Source organism: Acidovorax sp. NCPPB 3576 (genome assembly GCF_028473605.1).
Taxonomy (GTDB): domain Bacteria; phylum Pseudomonadota; class Gammaproteobacteria; order Burkholderiales; family Burkholderiaceae_C; genus Paracidovorax.
On sequence record NZ_CP097267.1, the window covers coordinates 1,935,683 to 1,958,942 of the forward strand.

Below are 23,260 nucleotides of genomic sequence, written 5' to 3' on the forward strand. Positions count from 1 at the left end.
CATGAAATACAGATTCCCTTTGATAGTTGGCCATTGCCTGCTCGGCTTGTTGCTGACTGCTTGCCAAACGGCTCCCGAAGCACCCGCAGCACCGGGAGCGGATGCGGCGGCTCAGCAGCCCGCCGCGCAAGAGCCTGCCAAGCAGGACCCGGTGGCGGTTAAGGAGCAAGCGCTTGCGCGCGCTTTGGATGTCTACGCAGACGGCCGTTATGACGATGCGATTGCTTCGTTGAGTTCCTTGGCTGGTGCTCCCGAGTTGCCCTTGGCCTCTCAGGTGAAAGCACTCAAGTTCATTGCCTTCAGCCACTGTGCAATGGGCAGGCTCAGGCAGTGCCGCCAACACTTCGACCTGGCACTTGAACAAGACCCCACCTTCCAATTGACCGAGGCGGAAAAAGGCCACCCTGTATGGGGCCGGGAATTCAATGCAGCGCGTGCTGCAGCAGCCCGTGCAAAGCGCGGCAATCGAAAAACCCCTTAAGTCAAGTGGATCAGTCAGGCACCGTCCATGGATAAAGTCGAACTCAGAGTCGCTCAACAGGCCGATCTTTCAGTAGATCGGCCATGGTCTGCAGTTTTCGGCGTCGCCGGAGGCACCATCGGCCGCGGAGGCCAGAACAAACTGGTACTGCCGGACTCCGATGCAAGTGTGGCGCGCGTGCATGCAATGGTCCGCATGGAGTCCGAGGCGGCTTACATTGCCAATCTGTGCGAACGACGATCGATCACGGTGGCAGGACAGGAAGTGCGTTCTGGTGAAGAGGTGCCATTGGCGATCGGCGATGAAGTGATCATCGGTCCTTATCGCTTGTACGCGTTGCTGCCAGGGCAGCCGTTGCCAGCGCCCCAAACAACCGTTTCAGCGCCAGCCATGGACGCCGCAGTTGGGGTGCCAGCAGCAGCTCAGGCCCCGGCTGTGGCTCCGGTAGCGCAGGTGGTCGTTCCACCAGTGGAAGCAAATGGTTTCCTAGAGGTGGCGCCTGCGGTTAACGCGAACGATACCAACCCTTTCTCCATCCTGGGGCTGGTGTCCTCCCCCTCTGAGGCCGTGGCGGGCGCTGAGCCGCCGACCTTGCCTGCTTTCATGGCAGGTCCTCAGGATGTAGTAGGCGCTGCTGCCGTTCCGGCTCCGGCCGAGTTTTCTGAGCCACCGCTTTCTGAAGTGCCGCAGGAATTCGGCGTGCAGACGCCCGTCATCCCCGTTGCTGCCTTCAGCACGCCAGCAATGCCTGCTGCATCGCTTCCCTCGGGATGGGATGACATGCCGGTTGCTCGGCAAAAGCAGGCCGCTGTGCCTCGCGCACTGGTCATTCCCGACGATTTCGATCTGTTCGCTCAGGATCCGAACAAGCAGGCCCAAAAGGGTGATCCCTGGGCCGGAGGTTTGCAGACGAAGAGTTTGACGGACGTTGCCAATCTTAGGCACGACGAAATGCTCAAAGCGTTACCGATATCCGGTCGCTTCGAACATGAGATGGACGACCCGTCTCACACAGGGCTTCCGAAAGCCCTGGAGCCCCGCAACGAGTTGGACCCGCTGCGTCTATTCCAGCAGGGCAGCGAATTGCCTGCTGTTCAGGACGCCGGGCCCGCGGCGCTGGGATGCGATCTGTCGCAAGCTTTCAGCATGCCAAAAAATGCGGTGGCGGTTGGCCTTCCGCAGGAGCGTATCCAGGTGGCGTCGTTGGGAATTGAAGCCATCAGCGTCGATGCTGCCGTGTCTTCCACGATAGCCAAAGCTGCCTCTTCCGATTCCGCGCCACCTGCGCCGAAAGGGCCTGCGATAGAGCCTTTGACAGGCCTTCGCAAAGTCGAAGGGCTGAACCTGGACAGCTTCGGCAGTGCCTTGCCGATATCCGATTCCGATTGGATACCCTCGGGGGACACGGCGTTGCCCTCGGAAAAAAGCCAGGGCCATCCGACCTCCTTCGAAAGCAAGCCAAGCCACCAGGGCGAAGAAACAATTATTCCCTTTGCAGACCCCGCCGCGGCTGCGCCTTTCCCCTCCAATCTGCCTGCGCCTGCGCCTGCGCCTCAGCGGTCGGACGCCATGCCAGCGACCTTGCCGGGTCTGGCCACCTTGCCTCCTGCAGAGTTGAGTGCATTGGTCACCGCTTTTTTGGACGGTGCTGGCGTACTCCCCAAAAAGCTGGAACCCACTCTCACGCCAGAATTCATGCGTTCTTTCGGTGAAGCCTTCCGCGTCGCGGTGCAGGGGACCATTGACTTGCTGGCTGCGCGCTCGGAGATCAAGCGTGAGTTCCGTGCAGGTGTGACGGTGATCGCGTCCGGTGCCAATAATCCATTGAAGTTTTTGCCCACTCCCGATGGCGTCATCATGCAGATGATCGGGCAGAATTTTCCCGGTTTCATGCAGCCCGTTCCGGCCATGAAGGACGCCTATCAGGATCTGTGTGTCCACCAATTGGCATTGATGGCAGGCATTCGGGCTGCCTATGCAGAGGCACTGGCGCGGTTTGATCCTGTCGAGTTGGAAAAGCAGGCAGCTTCTATCGGCGGGATGCTTGGGAAAGTCTCCACGATCGGTCGCAAGGCGGCTTTGTGGGACGAGTACAAGAAGAACTTCGATGCCATCCGCCGAGATGCGGAAGACGATCTCACGGCATTCTCCGGCCAAGCCTTCCTGGAAGCCTACGAGAACGCTGAAGCCGCTGCAAAGGCCAAATTGTGATTGCACACGTTGTTGGCGATCAGTACCGTTTTCGTTTGACTGCAGCGTCGCTATCCGACAGGGGATCGCGTGCGACCAATGACGATTTCATGGGCATGGTGGATGTAGAGGGCCGCGGTTTTTGCTGTGCATTGGCCGATGGAGCCGGCGGCCACGGCCATGGCGGTTTGGCTGCACGGTTGACGGTCAATGCGGTACTCGATGGGTTCCGCCACAACCCGCTGTTTGCCCCGGCAGGCCTGGCCTCTCTAATTTCGTTGGCAGAACATACAGTCGCGGTGGAGCAGCCCTTATCGGTCTCCCGCAGGCACATGAGTGCCACGGTGGTCCTGCTGTGTCTGGATCTGGCCAAAGGCCGGGCGCTGTGGGCGCACTGGGGTGATTCACGCCTGTATTGGTTCAGGGACCAGCGGGTTCATCGCGTGACGGAAGACCACAGCGTAGTGCAGCAATTGCTGCACGCGGGTGTGTACCGCAATGAGGATCCTCGGGACCTTCCGAATCGGAGCGTTCTTGCCGGTGCCATCGGAGCCGAATCGCAGATTCCTCCAACAGTGCTTTCCAAGGCCGTTGACCTGTTGGCTGGAGATGCCTTTCTGCTGTGCTCGGATGGCCTTTGGGAAGGCATTCATGAGGACGATATGGAAGAGGCATTGCGGCTTAGCCAGAATCCAGAGGATTGGCTGGAGCACATGGAGACTACGCTGCGCGCGAAGGGAAAGCCGCATCAAGACAATTTCAGCGCATTTGCCGTCTGGGTGTCACCCAATGAAGACGGGCTGTGAAACCAGCTCTACGAATAAAGGAATCGACGATGCTTGATCGGATATATGGATTGCGCCGTGCTTTGCTGGCAGGAGCGATGGGCACTGCCGTTCTGGGTATTGCCGGGTGCGGCGTCATCGGTTCGATGAATCGCCCTCAAGAGGCGCCGACGGCTGTTCCCCCGGCCGTCTTTGAAATCGTTGCCGATGCCAAGCTCAACCCCGATGTGCATGGGGCTCCCAAGCCCATCTTGCTTCGGATGTACGAATTGCGCGCCACCGCTGCGTTCGACAAGGCCAGCTTTCTAGATCTTCAAGAAAAAGACGAAGCCCAATTGGCCAGCGACTTCGTGCGCAGGGAAGAGTTTCTGGTGGTCCCAGGTGAGCGTCGGGTTTTTGAGCGAAAGGGAAGTGCGGAGGTGCGCGCTTTTGCTTTTTTCGCCGGCTACCGGGATCTTGAGAAGAGCACTTGGCGTGCAACCGCTCCAGCGCCTAATTCTGTCGAGATGCGCCGACGCTGGTGGGGTCTGGGTGAGACCGAGCGTTTGAAGCCCGTGCGTTATCTGGTCACCGTTTCACAAGACGCGGTCAAAGTTCAAATCCAAGAAAAATCGCAGTAACTATCATGGTCTGGCAGCGCAAGGTCGTATGGGCAGAGGGCATGTTTTTGCGCCCTCAGCATTTTCAGCAGCAAGATCGGTTCACTGATTTTCTGGTGCAGGCACGCACGTTGCCGACGCAGTTTTTCTTCTGGGGGTTTTCGAGCCTCGTTCTGGATACGGAGCTTCTTGGGTTAGGAAAAATCGGGCTGATTTCCGCCGAAGGGGTGCTGCCGGATGGCACGCCCTTTAGCATTCCCCATCACGACGAGCCGCCGCCAGCACTGAGCATCGGCAAAGACGTGAAAGACACGGTCATTCATCTGGCCTTGCCGATGCGTAGGCGCATGGCGGCGGAAGTGTCTCTTGGCTCCGAGTCGAATGCGCTCGTGCGCTATGCCGCAGAGGTGGTCGAGGTTGCGGACGTCAACGACGTCGGTGCACAGGCGGCCGAAGTGCAGGTCGGGCAGATCAAGCTTGCACTGCGGGCATCGCAAGACGTTGCCGACGGTTGGGTGAGTCTGCCGGTGGCGCAGGTAGTGGAGCGCCGCGCGGACGGTTCACTGTTGCTCGATCCCACCTTCATACCCACCGTGGTCACCAATGCCGACATGTCCAATCTCGCGGTGTTCTGCCGCGAATTGTTTGGCCTGCTTCGGCAGCGTGGCGCAGCGTTGGAAGAGCGGCTTACCCAGCCAGGCCGCGGCGGTGTGGGCGAGGTGGGCGACTTCCTGATGCTCCAGTTTTTGAACCGTTGGGAGCCAGCGGTCGAGCATTGGGTTCGCATCCGCTCCATCCATCCTGAGCGGCTGTTTGACGACCTTCTCAAGATGGCAGGCGAACTGGCAACCTTCACGCGCGATCAGCGGCGTCCTGCGCCCATGCCTGCCTACGACCATGACGATTTGCGAAGCTCCTTTTTACCTTTGATGCTGGAGTTGCGACGTGGCCTGTCTTCGGTGCTGGAGCAGAATGCGATCCAGATCGAACTGCAAGAGCGCCAATATGGCGTGCATGTCGCGTTGATTCCGAGCACCGAGCTTTTGACCAGTTGCGAATTTGTGCTGGCTGTGCATTCCCAGGCAACGGTGGAGTTTCTGCGGGCGCATTTTCCGACCCAGATCAAACTGGGTCCGGTGGAGCGCATTCGCGACTTGGTGAATCTGCATTTGCCGGGCGTCACCCTGCGTTCCTTGCCGGTCGCTCCCCGCGAAATTCCATACCATGCGGGATATTCGTATTTCGAATTGGATACGGCGCACGACTTGTGGCGCCAACTTCAGAACTCCGGCGGGCTCGCCCTGCATGTGTCCGGCGAGTTCCCCGAATTGCAGCTTGAGATGTGGGCTATTCGCCGTTAAGAACCGATATGTCCATTCAAACCTCTGGCAATGTGTTTGCCTTCGATACGGGCACTGGGACCGCAGCCCCGCGGCCTGAGGCCGCTGCACAACAACCTTCCGGTGGCGCGGTGCGTGAAACGGCCCTGCCCGATGTCGTCAGCGGGGGCAATCCTCTGGTGGCTGCCTCCAACACGCTACTGAATCTCATCCCTCAGATCCGGGCCATGGCCACGAACGGGGATCCCGGCGGATTTCAGCAGTTTCTTCTGGAAAACATCCGCCAGTTCGAAAGCCGTGCGGGTAACACCGGCGTGCCGATGGAGACGATCATCGGTGCACGGTATTGCATCTGTACTGCCATCGACGAGGCCGCAGCACAGACCCCCTGGGGCGGTTCGGGCGTCTGGCCCAAATACAGCTTGCTGGTTGCGTTGCACAACGAGACCTGGGGCGGCGAGAAGTTCTTCCAGTTGCTTTCCAAGCTGGTGCAGACGCCCAATCAGCACATCGATCTCATCGAGTTGATGTATTTTTGCCTGATGCTGGGTTTCGAAGGCCGTTATCACGTCGTCGAAAACGGCAAGAGCCAGTTGGAGAGTCTCAAGTCCCGGCTACTGCAAGTCATCGAAGGGGCGAGGGGAGACCGCAGCGGTGCTTTGTCTCTGCATTGGCGTGGAGTCCAGCGCGCCGCCGTGCCGCCCTGGACGTTGATCCCTTTCTGGGTCGCTGCGGCATTGGCCTTGCTCATTGCTTTTTTGATCTTCCTTTGGTTCAACTATCGATTGGCATCGCGGTCTGACGATCTGTTTGCCGCGATCAATGGCATTCGCCTTCCCCAGGCCCCCGCTGTCATCGCCGCTGCGCCTAAACCCAGGCTGCGCCAGTTTCTGGAGCCCGAGATTCGAGAGGGCTTGGTCGAGGTGAACGATCTTGCGGATCGAAGCATCATCATCTTGCGCGGAGATGGGTTGTTCGATGCCGGGGCCACGGTGGTGAAGCCCCGGTATGTGGGCGTGATCGAACGCATTGCGGCTGCCTTGAACGAGGTATCTGGAAAGGTCGTCGTCAATGGCTACACCGATAACTCGCCCATCCGGACTGCCCGGTTTCCTTCCAACTGGCATTTGTCCCAGGAGCGTGCGCAAGCCGTTACCACCATGCTGACGAAGAGTGTCTCCGACGGGCGCAGGTTGCATGCCGAAGGCCGTGCGGAAAGCGATCCGGTGGCTCCGAACACCACACCTGAGGGCAAGGCGCTCAATCGCCGCGTGGAGATCGTTTTGCATGTTGCCCCGCAAACCCGCGACAGCGAGCTGCAGATCACCCCGGGTGCGAATCCCCGAGGCGGCGCTACCAATCAAAAATAAGCATGTTCCGCAAGATATTCGATTTCCTGTTCAACCGGTTCACTCTAGTCCTGCTCGGGCTGGTGCTTTTGAGCTTGGTCATCTGGTTCATTGGGCCGCTGATCTACATCAAGCCCTACCAGCCCCTGGAAAGTCCCCAAGTCCGTGGCTGGATGATCTTTGCGATCTTCGCTTTCTGGTTCTTGAAACTCACGGTTCAATGGTGGCGTGCGAAGCAGATGAATGCTCGCCTTCTGTCTCAGTTGGCACGGTTCGGCACGAGTGATCGACTAGCTGAAAAAGCCGGTCCCGGGCAGGAAGAGGTCGCTGAACTGGAAAGTCGCTTCAAAGAGGCGATCGGTGTCTTGAGCAAGACCCGGTTCGGCCAGACAGAGCAGGGCTGGTTCGGCAGGCTGAACCGTCGCTACATCTACCAGTTGCCCTGGTATTTGATCATCGGCTCGCCAGGCTCGGGCAAAACCACGGCGTTGGTCAATTCCGGCCTGGACTTTCCATTGGAGGCCCAATTCGGAAAGGCCTCCATTCGGGGGGTGGGCGGCACGCGCAACTGCGACTGGTGGTTTACCGACCAAGCCGTGCTTTTAGACACTGCCGGTCGTTACACGACCCAGGAAAGCGACGAAACACAAGACAAAGCCGCCTGGGGTGGATTCCTGTCTTTGCTACGTCGGTTCCGTGGGCGGCAACCTGTTAATGGCGTGCTAGTCACTCTCAGCGTCCAAGAGTTGCTGAGCAGCACCGATGCAGAGCGTGACCGTTTGGCGCGGCTCATTGGCATGCGCCTGGGTGAGCTATGCGAAGAGCTCGCCATCAAATTTCCTGTGTATGTGCTGGTCACCAAAACCGATTTGCTGGCGGGATTCAACGAATTCTTCGGCAACATGAATCGCGAAGAGCGGGCCCAGGTTTGGGGTTTCACCAGCCCTTACAACGAAGGGGGCGTCCAGGAGGAGCCGGCGGCTCGCTTCCGCGCCGAATTCGACGAGTTGGCAGGGCAGATCAATCGCCTGCTGCCTCAGCGCCTGCTTTCCGAGCCCGACTTGGCGCGTCGGGGGCTGATCTATGGTTTGCCACAGCAGTTCGTCGGTTTGCGCGATGTGTTGCAGGAAACGCTCTCCACGATCTTTGCATCGTCACGGTTCAAGGAAAAACCGCTGTTCCGGGGGGTGTATTTCACCAGCGGAACGCAGGAAGGCATGCCCTTCGACCGGGTGCTTTCGGCGCTCTCCCGCCGTTTCGCCGTTCCTTCGCCCGCAGGGGCGTCGGTAGGGGCCAAAAGTGGAAAGAGCTATTTCATTGAAACGCTGCTCAAAGGCGTGATGTTCAATGAGGCAGGCCTGACTGGCCGCAATGCCAAGAAGGAACGGCAGTTGCGTCTCGTCCAGGCGGGTGGGCTGATTGCTTTGGTTCTGGCTCTGGTTGGTGTGACGGTGGCATGGACTGTCAGTCATGACAACAACGTCGCCTACATCGGCGAGGTGAAAGATCGGGTTCCGGCGCTTAAGCAGGCAGTCAACGATGCGCGCGACGCCGACCCCGAAGACATGGTGAGCTTGCTGCCGCTATTGAACAACGCGGAGTCGCTGGCCGTGAGTCAACGCTATGAAGGGGACTCTGCTCCGCTGAGCTGGCGCCAGGGATTGCTTCAGGTGCCCAAGGTCCAGACGGCTGCGGATGCCACCTATATGCGCCTGCTCGAAGATGCGTGGCTGCCCCGCTTGTCGCGGCATCTGCGCCGTTCACTGCAGCAAACGTCCACCAGCAATCCGGAGGCGAGCTTCGAAGCGCTGAAGGTCTATCTGATGCTGTACGAACCTGAGCGGTTCAACGCCAAGTCGATACGCGCGTGGATGGTCAACGACTGGGAGGCATCTCTTCCGCCCGGCTTGGTGCAATCCGGCGTCGTCAATCAATTGGCCCATCACCTCGACAATTTGATGGAAGACCGTGCGCTGGTGGCGCCTGTGCCGATGGATCAGCAACTGGTGGCGGAAGTGCGCCAAAGATTGGCACAGATGTCCCCGGCGCAGCGGGCATACAGCCGTCTCAAGCAACTGCTGCTGACCGGCAATTCTTTGCCGCCTGAATTCACGGTGGTTCGGGCGAGCGGCCCGGAGGCGCCGCAGGTTTTTTCCCGCCGCAGCGGCCGTCCGCTGACGCAGGGCATTTCCGGCCTGTTCACCTATGACGGGTACTACGGGGCGTTCGCACAAGAATTGCCCAAGGTCACGGCATTGCTGTCCCAAGAGGAGAGCTGGGTGCTCGGCAAGGCCGATGGGCGGCGAAGTACCGCCAACGAAGTCCTGACGGGCCAGTTGGCGCTCGAGGTCAAGCGACTCTATCTGATGGAATACGCCAAGCTCTGGGAGGACTTCCTGGCCGATGTGCGGCCGGTACGCATCGCCTCCCTCGATCAGGCAGGGGAACAGGCGCGCCTTTACTCCGCCGCCAATTCCAGCCTCGAACAGTTCATCCGTGCCGTTGCCAAGGAAACCACGCTCGGTCAGCGCCCCTCAGCCGGGGGCGGAACCAGCAGTTGGCTCGGCGAGAAGATCAATCGCATCAAGGAAGAGCAAGAGCAATTGAGCCGGCTGACCGGCAAGCAGGTGAATGTGGCTGGGTTGACATCCAGCGGTACGCTGGAGGCTGATCTGGTCGATTTCCGCTTCCGCGAGTATCGGCGGCTGGCCACCTCGAACGGTTCGGGTCCTTCTCCCATGACCGCGAGCCTGCAGGTGCTGAATGAGGCGGCCGCGGTGATCGCATCGGCGCGGCAGCAGGTCAGTGCGGGCGGCACGGTGCCACCTTCGCTGTCCGCCACGCTGGAGCGGGTGCGCACGGAAGCCAAGCGCGTGCCGCCACCCCTCAACGTCATGTACGAAGATTTGGCAGGAGCCACTTCGGCTTTCGTGGGACGCGATGTACGGGCCGCCGTAGGCGGGAATCTCAACGCCACGATCGGTGCCTTTTGCCGGCGTGCAATCCTGGGGCGCTATCCATTCACGCGCAGCGCAGGCCGCGATGTGACGACGGATGACTTCGCCCGCCTGTTCTCCGTGGGCGGCACCATGGATGAATTCTTCCGGACCACGCTGCAGCCGATGGTCGATATTTCCACCAATCCCTGGAGCTTCAAGCAGGGCGTGGACGGTTCGCCCGTGGGCGGCTCTGCCGCGCTGGCTTCGTTCCAGCGCGCCGCCGTCATTCGGGATGTTTATTTCCGGGCCGGCGGCAAGGCACCCTCGATCCGGCTGGACATCAAGCCCTTGGAGATGGATGCTGCCATCACGCAAATGGTGCTCGATGTCGATGGCGAAGTGCTGCGCTACCAGCACGGGCCTCAGATTCCGAAGTCGGTCAACTGGCCAGGCGCCCGCGGTACGGGGCAGGTGCGGCTGCAGTTGACCGGATCGGGGGCTGAAAATACCGGCTTGGTCACCGAGGGCCCCTGGGCGTTGCATCGGTTTTTTGACCGGGCGCAGATTCTGCCCGGTAACGCGCCTGAGCGTTTCATTGCCGCTTTCAATATCGATGGGCGACGCCTGCGATTCGAAATCACCACTGGCAGTGTGCTGAATCCTTTCCGTCTCAAAGCCATGGAGGAGTTCGAGTGTCCTGGCAACCTGTGAGTCAAGCATCGCCGCAAGTGCAGTCCCGCATTTCCTGGTTTGGAAAGCTGCCGGGGCAGGGCGATTTCGTGGGACGCAGGATGCCCCGCTCCATCGGTGACGAATGGGACGCCTGGTTGAGCCACGGACTGGATCAATTGCGTGCCCAACGTCCTGGGCAGTGGGAGCCAGGCTTCATACAGTCGCCGCTGTGGTTCTTCATTGCCAGCCTGGGCGGGAAGACCCTTCCGGTGTGCGGCGTGCTGGCTCCCAGTGCAGACCGCATTGGAAGGTGCTATCCCATCACCGCAGTGGCCATCGCCGCCGATCGAGCCTGCTCCCTGGTGCCGGACCCCACCCTCGAGCGGTTTTTCTCTGGCACGCGGGAGGCCATCGTCGAGGCGCGCAGGCTGGCACTACCTGCCGAAGAGCTGGATGCGAGGCTTTCTTCGCTGCCGTGGCCATTCCATGCAGACCAGCCAGCGCCAGCGGCTGCGCCCTCGATGGCCGGCATCCTGGCAGACCTGGGGCTGAGTCCGTCCAGTGGCAACGCATCCGGTGGCCGGCCCTGGGGGGCTGGGCGCGATATCTTGCGCTCGCAGCAGGCGCGCAGCGTTTGGTGGTCCGACGCGGCCGGAGGCGGGGAAACGCTGGAGCACAGCGGTCCTTTCGATGGCCATTTGTTCTCACGGCTTTTCAAAAAGGCACTCTAGGATGTCCGTGCCCTTCGTTCTATTTTTATTGAGCCAATCGCGCATTTTCAATGCGAGCGGACGGATATTGAATGATTGATCTTGACGCCCTGCTGGTCCCTACCAACGATGCCCCACCCTGCGGGGAAGACCTGACGTACGACGCTGAGTTTCTCGCGCTTGAGAACGCGGCCAGCGGCAAGCCGGAACAGCAGTTCGGCGAAACCGTGATTCCGGCCGAGCCACCCGACTGGCGTGAAGTCGAGAAGCGGTCGATTGCGCTACTGTCCCGCACGAAAGACATCCGGGTGGTCGCAAAGCTCTCCCATGCCTTGACCAACACGCAGGGCGTGCGTGGCATGTCGCAAGGTGTGCAATTGATGGCCGCTATGTTCAGCCAGCATTGGGACCATCTCCATCCTCTGCCTGAAGATGGCGATCACTTCATGCGGATGAATGCCGTTGCTTCGTTGAACGACGTGACCGGGCAGTTGAGGGATCTTCGCCAGCAAGACTTTCTGCGATCGGCCGCCGGCGCCATCAATGTCCGCGATGCCGAGTCCCTCGCGCGCGGCACCGCAGCTGACGGCACCATCAAGATGTCGCTGGACCAGTTGCGAGGCGCTGTGTTCGACGCTTGGCGGCAGGGTAACGAGACACTTGGTGCTTGGGTCGTGGCGAGCGAGTCTTTCGATTCGATGCAAGCCATCTTCCGTGACCGGCTCGATGCGGACCAACGCCCCGATCTGGAACAGATTCGGGGTGTGTTCAGTGTGCTCTGCGACTTGATCCCCAAGGATGCCGATGCTCTCGCGCCACCGCTGGAAGAAACCCAGAATACAGTGCCAACGGACCCTTCGCCGGCTACTGCGGTGACTCAGGGGTTTGCGTTGCGCACGCGCTCGGATGCCGTGGCGCGCCTGATGGAAATTGCGGAATTTCTGGAGCGGACCGAGCCGACGAATCCCGCGCCCTTGCTGATTCGCAGAGCCGTCCGCCTGATGGGTCTCGATTTTCTGGACATTCTTCGTGAACTGTCGCCCGACAGCGTGGCACAAGTAGAAAATATTACCGGGGTGAAGAGCCCGCTTTGAAAACGTTTTGTAGCATTTGGGGGGCGGGGCATGGAGATACTGGCGGGACGGAGCGTGAACGCGATCTGATCGCACATCTAAAGTTCCCATGACAGTTGCCGGGCTGATCCAGACGGCTTTCTCTGCGTTATCTTCCAAGAACCGGACGATGGTCTTGCAAGTCAAGAATCGCACCGCAGAGTGTTCGAAAAAACGGGCGTTCCATTTCGTTATGAATTTGTAAGTCGATGTTATTGAGAAGTCGTTGTAACTGCGATGCCTTCACAAGACTCTACGCTCGCGTTTTATAAATCCTAGGAAAAGAGAAGTTACATCATGACACTGAGCAAAACGGGCAAGAGTGGTCAGAAATTCATTGCTCGCAATCGCGCGCCACGGGTTCAGATCGAATACGACGTGGAGATCTACGGCTCCGAGAAGAAGGTTCAGATCCCTTTTGTGATGGGTGTGATGGCCGATCTGTCTGGCAAGCCATCGGAGGCGCTTCCTGAGATCGCCGACCGCAAGTTTCTGGAAATCGACATCGATAATTTCGATGCGCGGATGAAATCCATCAAGCCCCGAGTGTCCTTCAATGTGCCCAATACACTGACCGGCGATGGTCGCCTGCACATCGAACTCACGTTCGACAGCATGGAGGATTTTTCGCCTGCCGCCATCGCCCGCAAGGTCGGCGCACTCAATTCCATGCTCGAAGCGCGCACCCAACTGCATAACCTCCTGTCATACATGGACGGCAAGCAAGGGGCTGAAGAATTGATCAGCAAGGTCTTGAAAGATCCGGCATTGCTCAAGTCGCTCGCCGCCATGCCCAAGCCGGCTGACAGCGCCGAGCCATCCACGGACGTGAAATAAGCGAGGAGTGACCCGATCATGAACGCACGCCAAATGGAAGCGGCACCAGCCGCCCAGACACTCGAAGGCAACGAATTCGCTTCGTTGTTGCAAAAAGAATTCAAGCCCAAGACCGATCAAGCACGCGAAGCGGTCGAGGCTGCCGTGCAGACCTTGGCACAGCAAGCCCTGGCGGCCTCTGCCACGCTGTCGGATGACGCCTATCAAACGGTGCAGGCCATCATTGCGGAAATCGACCGCAAGCTGTCCGAGCAGGTCAACCAGATCATTCACCACAGCGAATTCCAGCAACTGGAAGGCGCGTGGCGCGGTCTGCATCACTTGGTCCACAACACCGAAGTGGACGAAATGCTCAAGATCCGTGTGATGAACATCTCCAAGAAAGAACTGCACCGCAACATGCGGCGCTACAAGGGGGTGGGTTGGGATCAAAGCCCCATCTTCAAGAAGGTGTACGAAGAGGAATACGGCCAGTTCGGTGGCGAGCCCTTCGGGTGCCTGGTGGGCGACTACCACTTCGATCACAGCCCGACCGATGTCGAATTGCTGGGCGAGTTGGCCAAGGTGTCTGCCGCGGCGCATTGCCCGTTCATTGCCGGTGCCTCGCCTGCCATGATGCAGATGGAGTCGTGGCAGGAACTGGCCAATCCCCGTGACCTGACGAAGATCTTCACCAACACCGAGTACGCCGCCTGGCGCAGCCTGCGCGAGTCCGATGATTCGAAGTACATCGGCCTGGCCATGCCGCGTTTCCTGGCGCGTCTGCCCTACGGTGCCAAGACCAATCCGGTGGACGAATTCGACTTCGAAGAAGAAACCGCCAGCGGCGATCACAGCAAGTATTGCTGGGCCAACTCGGCCTATGCGATGGCTGTGAATATCAACCGCTCCTTCAAGTACTACGGCTGGTGCACGTCCATCCGCGGCGTCGAGTCGGGCGGTGCGGTCGACAACCTGCCTGCCCACACTTTCCCGACGGACGACGGCGGTGTGGACATGAAGTGCCCGACTGAGATCGCGATCAGTGATCGCCGCGAAGCGGAACTCGCCAAGAACGGCTTCATGCCACTGGTGCACCGCAAGAACTCCGATGTGGCCGCCTTCATCGGTGCGCAGTCGCTGAACAAGCCTGCCGAGTATTACGACGCAGACGCCACGGCCAACGCCAACCTGTCGGCACGCCTGCCTTATATGTTCGCCTGCTGCCGCTTTGCGCACTACCTCAAGTGCATCGTGCGCGACAAGATCGGCTCGTTCAAGGAGCGTTCCGACATGGAGCTGTGGCTGAACGACTGGATCATGAATTACGTGGATGGCGATCCAGCCAACTCCTCGCAGGAAACCAAGGCCCGCAAGCCGCTGGCGGCCGCCGAAGTGCAAGTGGAAGAAGTCGAGGGCAACCCCGGCTACTACACCTCCAAGTTCTTCCTGCGCCCGCACTACCAACTCGAAGGGCTTACCGTTTCGCTGCGCTTGGTTTCCAAGCTGCCGTCGGTCAAGCAAGCCGGCAACTGATCGAGGTTTGTCGCTGCAGGCGATGGGGTCGAGTTTCCCTTTCGCCTGTGGTGAATAGACTGCCGCTCCGGCTTTCAATCGGCGCATGCCACGAGGCGCCGTTCTTCGCGCATCGGTTCGGTCGCGCGCTGACTCCCTGTCGAAGGGCTTATCGGCGGCGGCGTCTCATGCCCCTTAGTTCAAGATTCCATCCCTCCCATGATCTTTGATTCCAAGCTTCCGTTGGATACGCAGTTGAGTTCTCTGAAGGACGCCATTCGCAAAGATCCGGCCGATGCTTCCCTGCGCGTCTATTACTTTCAAATGCTGGTGCTGTTTGGCGAATGGCAGAAGGCGCTCGATCAATTGCAGATCTGTGCCCAACTGGACAGCAAGACGGCCCCGATGGCCAAAGCCTACCGGGAAGTGATCCTCTGCGAAGTGGCTCGGCGGGACGTGTTCGCGGGCCGGCGCACCCCGCAGATCCTGGGGGACCCACCGGCTTGGCTGGGTTGGATGGTCGAAGCGCTCCAGTGCGCAGCGGATGGGCAGGCCGAAAAAGCAGCCGAATTGCGCAGCAGTGCCTTCGATGAAGCGCCGGCTTCGCCGGGCGAGCTGGACGGCAGCCCTTTCGAATGGCTGGCAGATTCCGATGCACGGCTGGGTCCGGTGTGCGAGTTGTATGCCAATGGCGGGTACTACTGGGTGCCCTTCACGGCGATCCAGCAGATCAATTTCGAAAAGCCCCAGGACTTGCGCGATCTTGTCTGGTCCGCCTGCGAAGTGACGCTGGTCAACGGCGGCCAGATGCTCGGATTCATTCCCACCCGATATCCCGGTTCGGAAAGCGTCGCATCCGACGGTGTGCGGCTGTCGCGCACCACGGAGTGGAGCGAGCTGGGGCAAGAGCAGGTGGCCGGCCTGGGCCAGCGCGTGTGGATTTCCGACCAGGCGGACCACGCGCTGCTGGACGTTCGCCGCATCAAGTTCTCGGCTGAAGCCACCGAAGGCTGACCCTTCTCATGGCGACCACGCGGCCCAACGACAATTTCGGCAACGGAAAAGACCGCCTGCAGCCGGCCCTGCTGGACCGCCTGACGGACCACGAGCCCAGCAAACGCACCGAGCGTGCCGATGCCGTCTATGTCACCGAGGCCCGCCTGCGCCAAGCCCTGTTGCGGGATCTGAACTGGTTGCTCAACGCCTCGGATGCGACCTCGCACATCGATTTCGAAGGGCTTCCCGAGGCGGAGCGATCGGTGATCAACTTCGGCATGACGCCACTGGCAGGCCAGTTGCTGTCCGAGCTGGACTGGAAGGACATCGAGAAAGCCATTCGCAAGTCCATCCTCGCCCACGAACCCCGCATTCTTCGCGACACGCTGACGGTGGCCTTGGCGCCCTCCAGCAAATTGTTCAGCCACCACAACACGCTGCAGTTCGAAATCCGCTGCCAGTTCTGGTCTGCGCCTTATCCGATGGAATTGCTGCTCAAGACCAGCCTGGACCTGGAAACGGGGCAGGTGGTCGTCTCTGATTTACGGTGAAGTGATCCAGGCCATGCATATTTGCGCCATCCGACCGGGCTTCGATGTGCCGGAGGGCATGTCCCGATGAATCCTCGCCTGGTCGAGTACTACAACCGCGAACTCAGCTACCTGCGGGAGTTGGGCGCTGAGTTTGCTGCCGCCTTTCCCAAGGTGGCCGGCCGCCTGTCGCTGCGCGAGCTGGAGGTGGCCGACCCCTACGTGGAGCGCCTGCTGGAGGGGTTCAGCTTCCTGACTGCCCGCATCCAGATGAAGATGGACGCGGAGTTTCCCCGGCTCTCCCAGCGCATTCTGGAAATGGTCTGCCCGCACTATCTGGCCCCCACGCCGTCGATGGTGGTGGTGCAGATGGACCCCAGCGCGAGCGAGGGCAGCCTCGCCGATGGCTACACGCTGCCCGTGGGCAGCGTGCTGAGGGCACGCAAGACGGCAGAGGAGCAGACGCCGTGCGATTTCCGCACCGGGCACGAGCTCACGCTGTGGCCGATCGATCTCACCCAGGCCCGTCTCGGCGGCCCGCCGCTGGATCTGCCGCTGTCGCGGTTGCGCCTGCCCGAAGAGCCGGCGGCGCATTTGCGCATCGACCTGTCTACACGCGGAGCGCTGCGGTTCTGCGATCTGCGCATGGACCGGCTGGATGTGCATATTTCGGCGGGTGATGCGGTGGCATCGCACCTTCAAGAACTCATCCATGAATCGCTGATCGGCATCGTGGTGCACGATGCGCAGGACCCCTCGCGGGTCTGGGCCCACTTGCCGGCCGATGCCCTGCTGGCGGAAGGCTACGAGCAGTCGCAGGCCCTGCTGCCGTACTCGCACCGCAGCTTCCAGGGGCACCGGCTGCTCCATGAATATTTCGCGTTCCCGGCGCGGTTCCGGTTCTTCTCGATTCGCGGACTGCAGACCGCACTGGCCAAGGCCGAGACCAAGACCATCGCCATCACCTTGCTGCTGCGCCGTGCCCAGCCTACGCTGGAAGCCCAGGTGGATCGGCACAAGTTCCTGCTGCACTGCGTGCCCGCGATCAACCTGTTCGAACGCCCGGCCGACCGCATCCATGTGGCGCCGAACGTCAACGAATACCACGTGGTGCCCGACCGCACCCGCCCTCGGGATTTCGAGGTGTACAGCGTTCTGGGCGTGACGGGCCACCGCGAGGGGCAGCTCAACGATCGCGAGTTCGTGCCGCTGTTTTCTTCCATCCATGGCATCCGGTCCAGCGACCAGGCGTACTTTGCCGCGCGCAGGGAGCCTCGGCTGTTTTCGGAGCATGCGGCACGGTTTGGCCCCCGCACGCAGTATCTGGGCAGCGAGGTGTTCATCTCCCTGGTGGATCAGCGGGAGGCCCCGTTCTCGGACGATCTGAAGCAGCTGAGCGTGCGCACCCTGTGCACCAACCGCGATCTGCCGTTGCTGATGGGCGGGCGCAGCAGCGAGGGCGACTTCACCACCGTGGAATCCGTTCCAGTGGACCGCGTGCGCACGGTGGCCGGGCCCACGCGGCCCACGTCCAGCGTGGCCGAGAACGAGATCACCTGGCGCCTCATTTCGCACCTGTCCCTGAACTACCTGGCGATGACCGACCTGTCGGAAGAAGAGGGCGCGGCCACGCTGCGCGATCTGCTGCGGCTTTACCTCGACCTGGGCGACAAGGATCTGTCCGGCCAAGTCTCCAGCATCAAGGGCGTGGGCATTTCCGCCATCACCCGCCGCCTGCCGCAGCATGGGCAACTGGTCTATGGCCGGGGCGTGGGGATCTCGGTCGGCGTGGACGAAAGCTCCCTGGCCGGCGTCAGCCCCTGGCCGCTGATGGCCGTCCTGGAGCGCTTCTTCGCGCGGCACGTGGGGGTGAACAGCTACACCGAATTGGCACTCGACTCGCGCCAGCGCGGACGCATCGCGCAGTGGCGGGTGCGGCCCGGCCAAAGGCCCTGCACATGAGCCGTTTGCCCACGCTCGACGCGGGCGACGCCCGGCAGGCGCGGATTGCACGGCCACCGAGCGATGCCGGGGTGGCGCTCTTTTGGCAGAAGCTGAAAGACAACCCGCACGAATTCGACCTGTTTTTCACCTTGCGGCTGCTGCAGGCCCGCCAGCCCGAGTTTCCCCGGTTCGGCCGGGCCCTGCGGCCCAAGGGCGAGTCCCTGCGCCTGGGCCAGGACCCGTCGCTGGCCTTTGCGCCGGCGACCCTCGCCGAAGTGTTGCCTGGTGTGGCGGGCCAGCCAGAGCGTTTGATGGTGTGGAATTTCGGGCTCTACGGGCCCAACGGGCCGATGCCCACGCACCTTACGGAGTACGTGCGGGAACGCCTGCGGCAGTACGACGACCCGACGCTGGCGCGCTTTTCGGACATCTTTCACCACCGGCTCTTGCTGCTGTTCTTTCGGGCCTGGTCGGACCCGCAGCCGACCACCTCGCTGGACCGGGCAGGCGACGATTCCTTCGGCCGGCACGTGCGCAGCCTGGTGGGGCTGGGCGAGCCCACGCAACTGTCCCGCGACGCGGTGCCGGACCACGCCAAGCAATACATGGCGGGCCATCTCACCCGCTGGACGCGCAACCCGGAAGGCCTGACGGCGGCCATTCGCCTGTATTTCGGCGTGCCGGTGGAGTTGATCGAATACGCGCTGCACTACCTAGAGCTCGAACCCCGCCAGCAGACGCGGCTGTCGCGCAATGCCTGCAATTCGCAGCTGGGCGTGGACACCGTGGTCGGTAGCCGCGTGCCCGACGCGCAGAGCAAGTTCCGGCTGCGGATCGGGCCGCTCACGCTGGCGCAGTACGAACGCTTCCTGCCTTCGGGCGAAGACTTCCAGGCGCTGGTGGACTGGGTGCGCAACTACCTGGGCATCGAGTTCGCGTGGGACTTCGAGCTGGTGCTGCGCCGCGAAGACGTGCCCCCCTGCCAGCTCGGCGGCGCCACGCGGCTGGGGTGGACGACCTGGTCACTTTCGGCTCCCGCCACCCGCGATCCGGACGACTTCCGCCTGGACCCCGAGCACTGGCTGACCCTGCGCAAGGGCGCTGCCCGCCGCGCCCCTGCTCCACCCAATTCCGCGCACGCCTGATGCGCTCCTTTTTTAAAAACTGACTCACCGAGGTCCCATGTCTGAAATTAGCCGGCAAGCCCTTTTCGGAAAATTGAATCCCCTGTTGTTCAAATCGTTGGAAAGCGCCACGGTTTTCTGCAAGCTGCGCGGCAACCCATATGTGGAGCTGGTGCACTGGCTGCACCAACTGCTGCAGGAAACCGATTCCGACCTGGTGCGCGTGTTCCGCCACTTCGAGATCGACGCCGAAAAGCTCGCGGCTGACGTGCTGCAGAGCCTGGACCGGCTTCCGCGCGGGGCCACCTCGATCAGCGATTTCTCGGCACAGATCGAAACCGCCATCGAGCGCGGCTGGGTCTATGCCACGCTGATGTTCGGCGAGTCGCAGATCCGCAGCGCCTACTGGCTCTCCGGCATGGTGCGCACGCGCGCGCTGGCCAATGAATTGCGGGCCATCTCCAGCGAACTGGGCCGCTTGACGGAGCCGGCCTTGAGCGACGCATTCGCGCGGCTGCTGCCCGATTCGCCGGAGTCGCGCCTGGGCGCGGCGGACGGGTCCGGCCTCTCGGGCGTGCCCGGCGAGGCCAGCGGTGCCACGGGCCCGGCCGGCACGGGGCGCGGCGAGGCACTGCAGAAATACACGGTCGATCTGACCGAGCGCGCACGCCAGCAAGAGCTGGACCCCGTGACCGGGCGCGACGAAGAAGTGCGCCAGATGGTCGACATCCTGATGCGCCGCCGCCAGAACAACCCCATCCTCGTCGGCGAGGCCGGCGTGGGCAAGACGGCCGTCGTCGAAGGCCTGGCGCTGCGCATCGCGGCGGGCGATGTGCCGCCGCCGCTCAAGGACGTGCAACTGCGCGTGGTGGACATCGGCCTGTTGCAGGCCGGCGCCAGCATGAAGGGCGAGTTCGAGAACCGCCTGCGGGCATTGCTGGACGAGGTACAGGCCAGCACCGCGCCCATCGTGCTGTTCATCGATGAGGTGCACACGCTGATCGGCGCGGGCGGGCAGGCCGGTACGGGCGATGCGGCCAACCTGCTCAAGCCCGCGCTCGCGCGCGGCGTGCTGCGCACAATCGGCGCGACCACCTGGGCCGAGTACAAGAAGTACATCGAGAAAGACCCGGCGCTCACCCGGCGCTTCCAACTGGTGCAGATCCACGAGCCGGACGAAGCCAAGGCCGTACTCATGCTGCGTGGCGTGGCCGCCAAGCTGGAGGGCCACCACCGCGTGCGCATCGGCGACGACGCAGTGGCCGCCGCCGTCAGCCTGTCGCACCGCTATATCCCCTCGCGGCAACTGCCCGACAAGGCGGTGAGCCTGCTGGACACCGCCTGCTCGCGCGTGGCGATGGGCCTGCACGCCACCCCGGCGCGCCTGGAGGCTGTGATCCGGCAACTGGAGTCGCTCGCGGTCGAGAAGGACATCGTGCAGCGCGAGCTGGACCTGGGCGTGGGCGAGACCGAGCGCTTCGACGAAATCAATGCGTCGCTGGCGCGGCTGGAGGCGGAGCATGAAGTGCTCAAGGCCCGCTTCGAAAGCGAAAAGGCCATGGTGCAGCAGATCGTGGACGCCGAGTCGGCCGTGCTGGCCCGCCGCGTGGCCAAGGAGGCTGCTGCCCAGGCCACGCCGCCGGGGGAGGCCGCACAAGGCAGTTCCATTGCAGCCGCCGAAGCAGAAACTCCCGCTGTCACGGCGCCTGCGGACGGGGCCGACCCCGCAGCCGTTCACCAACTGAGCGGCTTGCGCGACGAGCTGCTGCGCATGCAGGGAGAGGACCCTTTGCTGCAGCCCGTGGTCGATGCCAGCGTGGTGGCCGCCGTGGTGGCGGAGTGGACCGGCATTCCCGTGGGCCGCATGGTGCGCGACGAAGTGAAATCGGTGCTCACGCTGGCGGACACGCTGGAGAAACGGGTGATCGGCCAGCGGCACGGCCTGGAGGCCATCACACGGCGCATCCAGACCGCCCGCGCGCAGCTGGACAACCCGGGCAAGCCCATCGGCGTGTTCCTGCTGGCGGGCCCGTCGGGCGTCGGCAAGACCGAGACCGCGCTTTCGCTAGCCGAGGCGCTGTACGGTGGCGAACAGAACCTCATCACCATCAACATGAGCGAGTTCCAGGAAGCGCACACGGTCTCGACCCTGAAGGGCGCGCCGCCCGGCTACGTGGGCTACGGCGAAGGCGGCGTGCTGACCGAGGCCGTGCGCCGGCGTCCCTACAGCGTGGTGCTGCTCGATGAGATCGAGAAGGCCCACCCCGACGTGCACGAGCTGTTCTTCCAGGTCTTCGACAAGGGTTGGATGGAAGACGGGGAAGGGCGCTACATCGACTTCAAGAATACCGTGATCATCCTGACCTCCAACGTGGGCTCGGAGTTGATCGCCGGCATGTGCCGCGATCCCGATCTGGTGCCGCCACCCGAAGCCTTGGCCAAGGCCGTGCGCCAGCCGCTGCTCGAAAAGTTTCCGGCCGCGCTGCTGGGCCGTCTGGTGGTGGTGCCGTACTTCCCCATCTCGGACGCGATGCTGGACCAGATCATCCGGCTGCAGCTGCAGCGCATCCAGACGCGCATCCTGGAGCGGCACAACGCCCAGTTCACGTTCGACGAGGCCGCGGTGCAGCTGATTCGCCAGCGCTGCAGCGAGGTCGAATCCGGCGCGCGCATGGTGGACGGCATCATCACGCAGAACCTGCTGCCGCGCCTGGCCATGCAGTTTTTGCAATCCTCCGTTGACGCGCATGTCATCCGGAAGATCGAGCTCAGCGCATCGGACAGCGATTTCGAGATCGTGTTCGGCTGAGGCCCTCTTTGCGCTGAAACGCGCTCGGGTCTGACCACTACCTACCATGGGCCTGCGCTGCGCAGGGGCCCATGGTGGTCGCAGCGCCGCACGCATTGGAATAGGGAGAGGGACGGGCGCGGGCGGCAGTGCATGCAAACGCCCAATCCGTCGAACCCGCTCTCCAGAGCGGATGGATTCATCGCAAAAAAAGCCTGGCTACGCGAGCACGCCCGTTGGCTGGCAAAAAACGACCCGTCGGACGGAGAGTCCGGGAGTCGCCCCACGATGAAATTTGTCGGGGGCTGACCGGGCATTGCGGGGATTCCGAGATGAACCCACCGAACACCGAGCCAGCGATTGACGCCAGTGTATCATTAAATGAGAATGGTTATCAATCAATTGACTGACGGGCACCGTGGCGTCTTTGGCATCTCACTGCCTGTCGAGCGGGACGCGGCCTGATGGGCAGCACGGGCATACCGGCTGTCCAGAGTCGTTTTTCAAAAGGGAGTGCAGATGATCGCCAATCCAGTGGAGGACCTCATCGAAGAACACCGTGTGCTGCTGGATGGGTACGGGCGTGCTCAGATCCGCTGCAGCCGCCTGTTGGCCGCACAGGCCGCGGAGATCGAGCGGCTGCAGATCCAGGCCATTCGCCTGCGTGCGCGGGCCATCGTGGCGGAGTCGGCGCTGGCGTTTGCTCGCCAGGAGGCTGCCGAGGGGGCGGCCGCCGCTTCGCTGCACGGACCGGCCCGGCGGCGTGCCATGGGCCGGCAGATCGAAGCCCTGGGACAGCGCATCCATGAGCTGATGCGCGAGGTCTTGCACTGGCAGTGGCGGGCCGCGCGATCCCATCACGCCACGCCGCCGCCCGCCATGGTGTTTCGGTCAGGGCTTGCCGAGGCAGTTTCGGCCCCGGTCAGGCCCATGCGGTCGGTGGTCTGCATCGCGCAGGACGCGGCGGGCAGCCTCGTCGCGCAGCCGGTGGGTCGCAAGCTGCCAACTGCGCTGGAGGATGAAGCCGTTTCCTGCCCCTCCTTGCCCAGCGGCAATGCGGCCCTGGAGGCCAGCTTGATCGCCGCCGATTTCGTGATCTGCCAAACGGGCTGCGTCGGCCACGACGATTACTGGCGGGTACAGGACCATTGCAAACGCACGGGCAAGCCGTGTGTGCTGGTGGACCAGCCCCAGGTCGTTCAGATCATGCGGGGGCTGGCGCACCCGCAGGATGGGTTGGTAACGCAGAGGTAGGCGGGCGGCTTGCGCACCAGGGACAGGCCCGCCCGCATAACCTATGAGGGCTTGGCATCGAATGCTATTGAATTAATAGCAGTGTGCCCTAGTGAATCATGCGCTGGAGGCCATTT

General features: G+C 62.1%; 17 protein-coding genes. All 17 read left to right on the forward strand.

The features are described from left to right. Position 1: 1 nt before the first annotated feature. Positions 2-481: a TssQ family T6SS-associated lipoprotein gene (locus tag M5C98_RS08975; RefSeq protein WP_272552266.1), complete on the forward strand. Its 480-nt coding sequence runs from the start codon at positions 2-4 to the stop codon at positions 479-481. A 27-nt stretch (positions 482-508) separates the two neighbouring features. Beyond that, on the forward strand, positions 509-2,692 hold the full coding sequence (gene tagH / locus M5C98_RS08980; RefSeq protein WP_272552268.1) for a type VI secretion system-associated FHA domain protein TagH: 2,184 nt from the start codon (positions 509-511) through the stop codon (positions 2,690-2,692). Continuing rightward, a complete protein-coding gene (locus M5C98_RS08985; RefSeq protein WP_272552269.1) occupies positions 2,689-3,477 on the forward strand; it encodes a PP2C family protein-serine/threonine phosphatase in 789 nt (262 codons plus the stop codon). The genes tagH and M5C98_RS08985 overlap by 4 nt, the downstream gene beginning before the upstream one ends. Before the next feature lie 29 nt (positions 3,478-3,506). Next, on the forward strand, positions 3,507-4,076 hold the full coding sequence (tssJ, locus tag M5C98_RS08990; protein WP_272552270.1) for a type VI secretion system lipoprotein TssJ: 570 nt from the start codon (positions 3,507-3,509) through the stop codon (positions 4,074-4,076). A 5-nt stretch (positions 4,077-4,081) separates the two neighbouring features. Further along, entirely contained in the window at positions 4,082-5,416 is a 1,335-nt protein-coding gene (gene tssK, locus M5C98_RS08995; protein WP_272552271.1) for a type VI secretion system baseplate subunit TssK, read from the forward strand. 8 nt (positions 5,417-5,424) lie between these two features. Next, positions 5,425-6,765: a DotU family type VI secretion system protein gene (locus tag M5C98_RS09000; protein ID WP_272552272.1), complete on the forward strand. Its 1,341-nt coding sequence runs from the start codon at positions 5,425-5,427 to the stop codon at positions 6,763-6,765. 2 nt (positions 6,766-6,767) lie between these two features. Continuing rightward, a complete protein-coding gene (tssM, locus tag M5C98_RS09005; protein ID WP_272552273.1) occupies positions 6,768-10,394 on the forward strand; it encodes a type VI secretion system membrane subunit TssM in 3,627 nt (1,208 codons plus the stop codon). Positions 10,395-10,474: 80 nt separating this feature from the next. Continuing rightward, positions 10,475-11,086 (forward strand): type VI secretion system-associated protein TagF, encoded by a 612-nt coding sequence (gene tagF, locus M5C98_RS09010; protein WP_272552274.1) that lies wholly within the window; start codon positions 10,475-10,477, stop codon positions 11,084-11,086. A gap of 71 nt (positions 11,087-11,157) precedes the next feature. Further along, on the forward strand, positions 11,158-12,159 hold the full coding sequence (tssA, locus tag M5C98_RS09015; protein ID WP_272552276.1) for a type VI secretion system protein TssA: 1,002 nt from the start codon (positions 11,158-11,160) through the stop codon (positions 12,157-12,159). A 315-nt stretch (positions 12,160-12,474) separates the two neighbouring features. After that, positions 12,475-13,014 (forward strand): type VI secretion system contractile sheath small subunit, encoded by a 540-nt coding sequence (gene tssB / locus M5C98_RS09020; protein WP_272552277.1) that lies wholly within the window; start codon positions 12,475-12,477, stop codon positions 13,012-13,014. A gap of 18 nt (positions 13,015-13,032) precedes the next feature. Then, the gene (gene tssC / locus M5C98_RS09025; protein ID WP_272552278.1) at positions 13,033-14,529 is read left to right on the forward strand and encodes a type VI secretion system contractile sheath large subunit; all 1,497 of its coding nucleotides are present in this window, start codon (positions 13,033-13,035) and stop codon (positions 14,527-14,529) included. A gap of 198 nt (positions 14,530-14,727) precedes the next feature. Further along, positions 14,728-15,522, forward strand: a complete 795-nt coding sequence (locus tag M5C98_RS09030; RefSeq protein WP_272552280.1) for a type VI secretion system accessory protein TagJ — start codon at positions 14,728-14,730, stop codon at positions 15,520-15,522. Between the two features lie 8 nt (positions 15,523-15,530). Then, on the forward strand, positions 15,531-16,055 hold the full coding sequence (gene tssE, locus M5C98_RS09035; RefSeq protein WP_272552281.1) for a type VI secretion system baseplate subunit TssE: 525 nt from the start codon (positions 15,531-15,533) through the stop codon (positions 16,053-16,055). A 66-nt stretch (positions 16,056-16,121) separates the two neighbouring features. After that, on the forward strand, positions 16,122-17,996 hold the full coding sequence (tssF, locus tag M5C98_RS09040; RefSeq protein ID WP_272552283.1) for a type VI secretion system baseplate subunit TssF: 1,875 nt from the start codon (positions 16,122-16,124) through the stop codon (positions 17,994-17,996). Further along, positions 17,993-19,123 carry a type VI secretion system baseplate subunit TssG gene (tssG, locus tag M5C98_RS09045; RefSeq protein ID WP_272552284.1) on the forward strand — a complete coding sequence of 377 codons (1,131 nt, stop codon included), beginning with the start codon at positions 17,993-17,995 and terminating at the stop codon, positions 19,121-19,123. The genes tssF and tssG overlap by 4 nt, the downstream gene beginning before the upstream one ends. A gap of 37 nt (positions 19,124-19,160) precedes the next feature. Further along, positions 19,161-21,911: a type VI secretion system ATPase TssH gene (gene tssH / locus M5C98_RS09050; protein ID WP_272552286.1), complete on the forward strand. Its 2,751-nt coding sequence runs from the start codon at positions 19,161-19,163 to the stop codon at positions 21,909-21,911. Between the two features lie 498 nt (positions 21,912-22,409). Then, entirely contained in the window at positions 22,410-23,144 is a 735-nt protein-coding gene (locus M5C98_RS09055) for a DUF2325 domain-containing protein (RefSeq protein ID WP_272552287.1), read from the forward strand. The last annotated feature ends 116 nt before the right edge of the window (positions 23,145-23,260 follow it).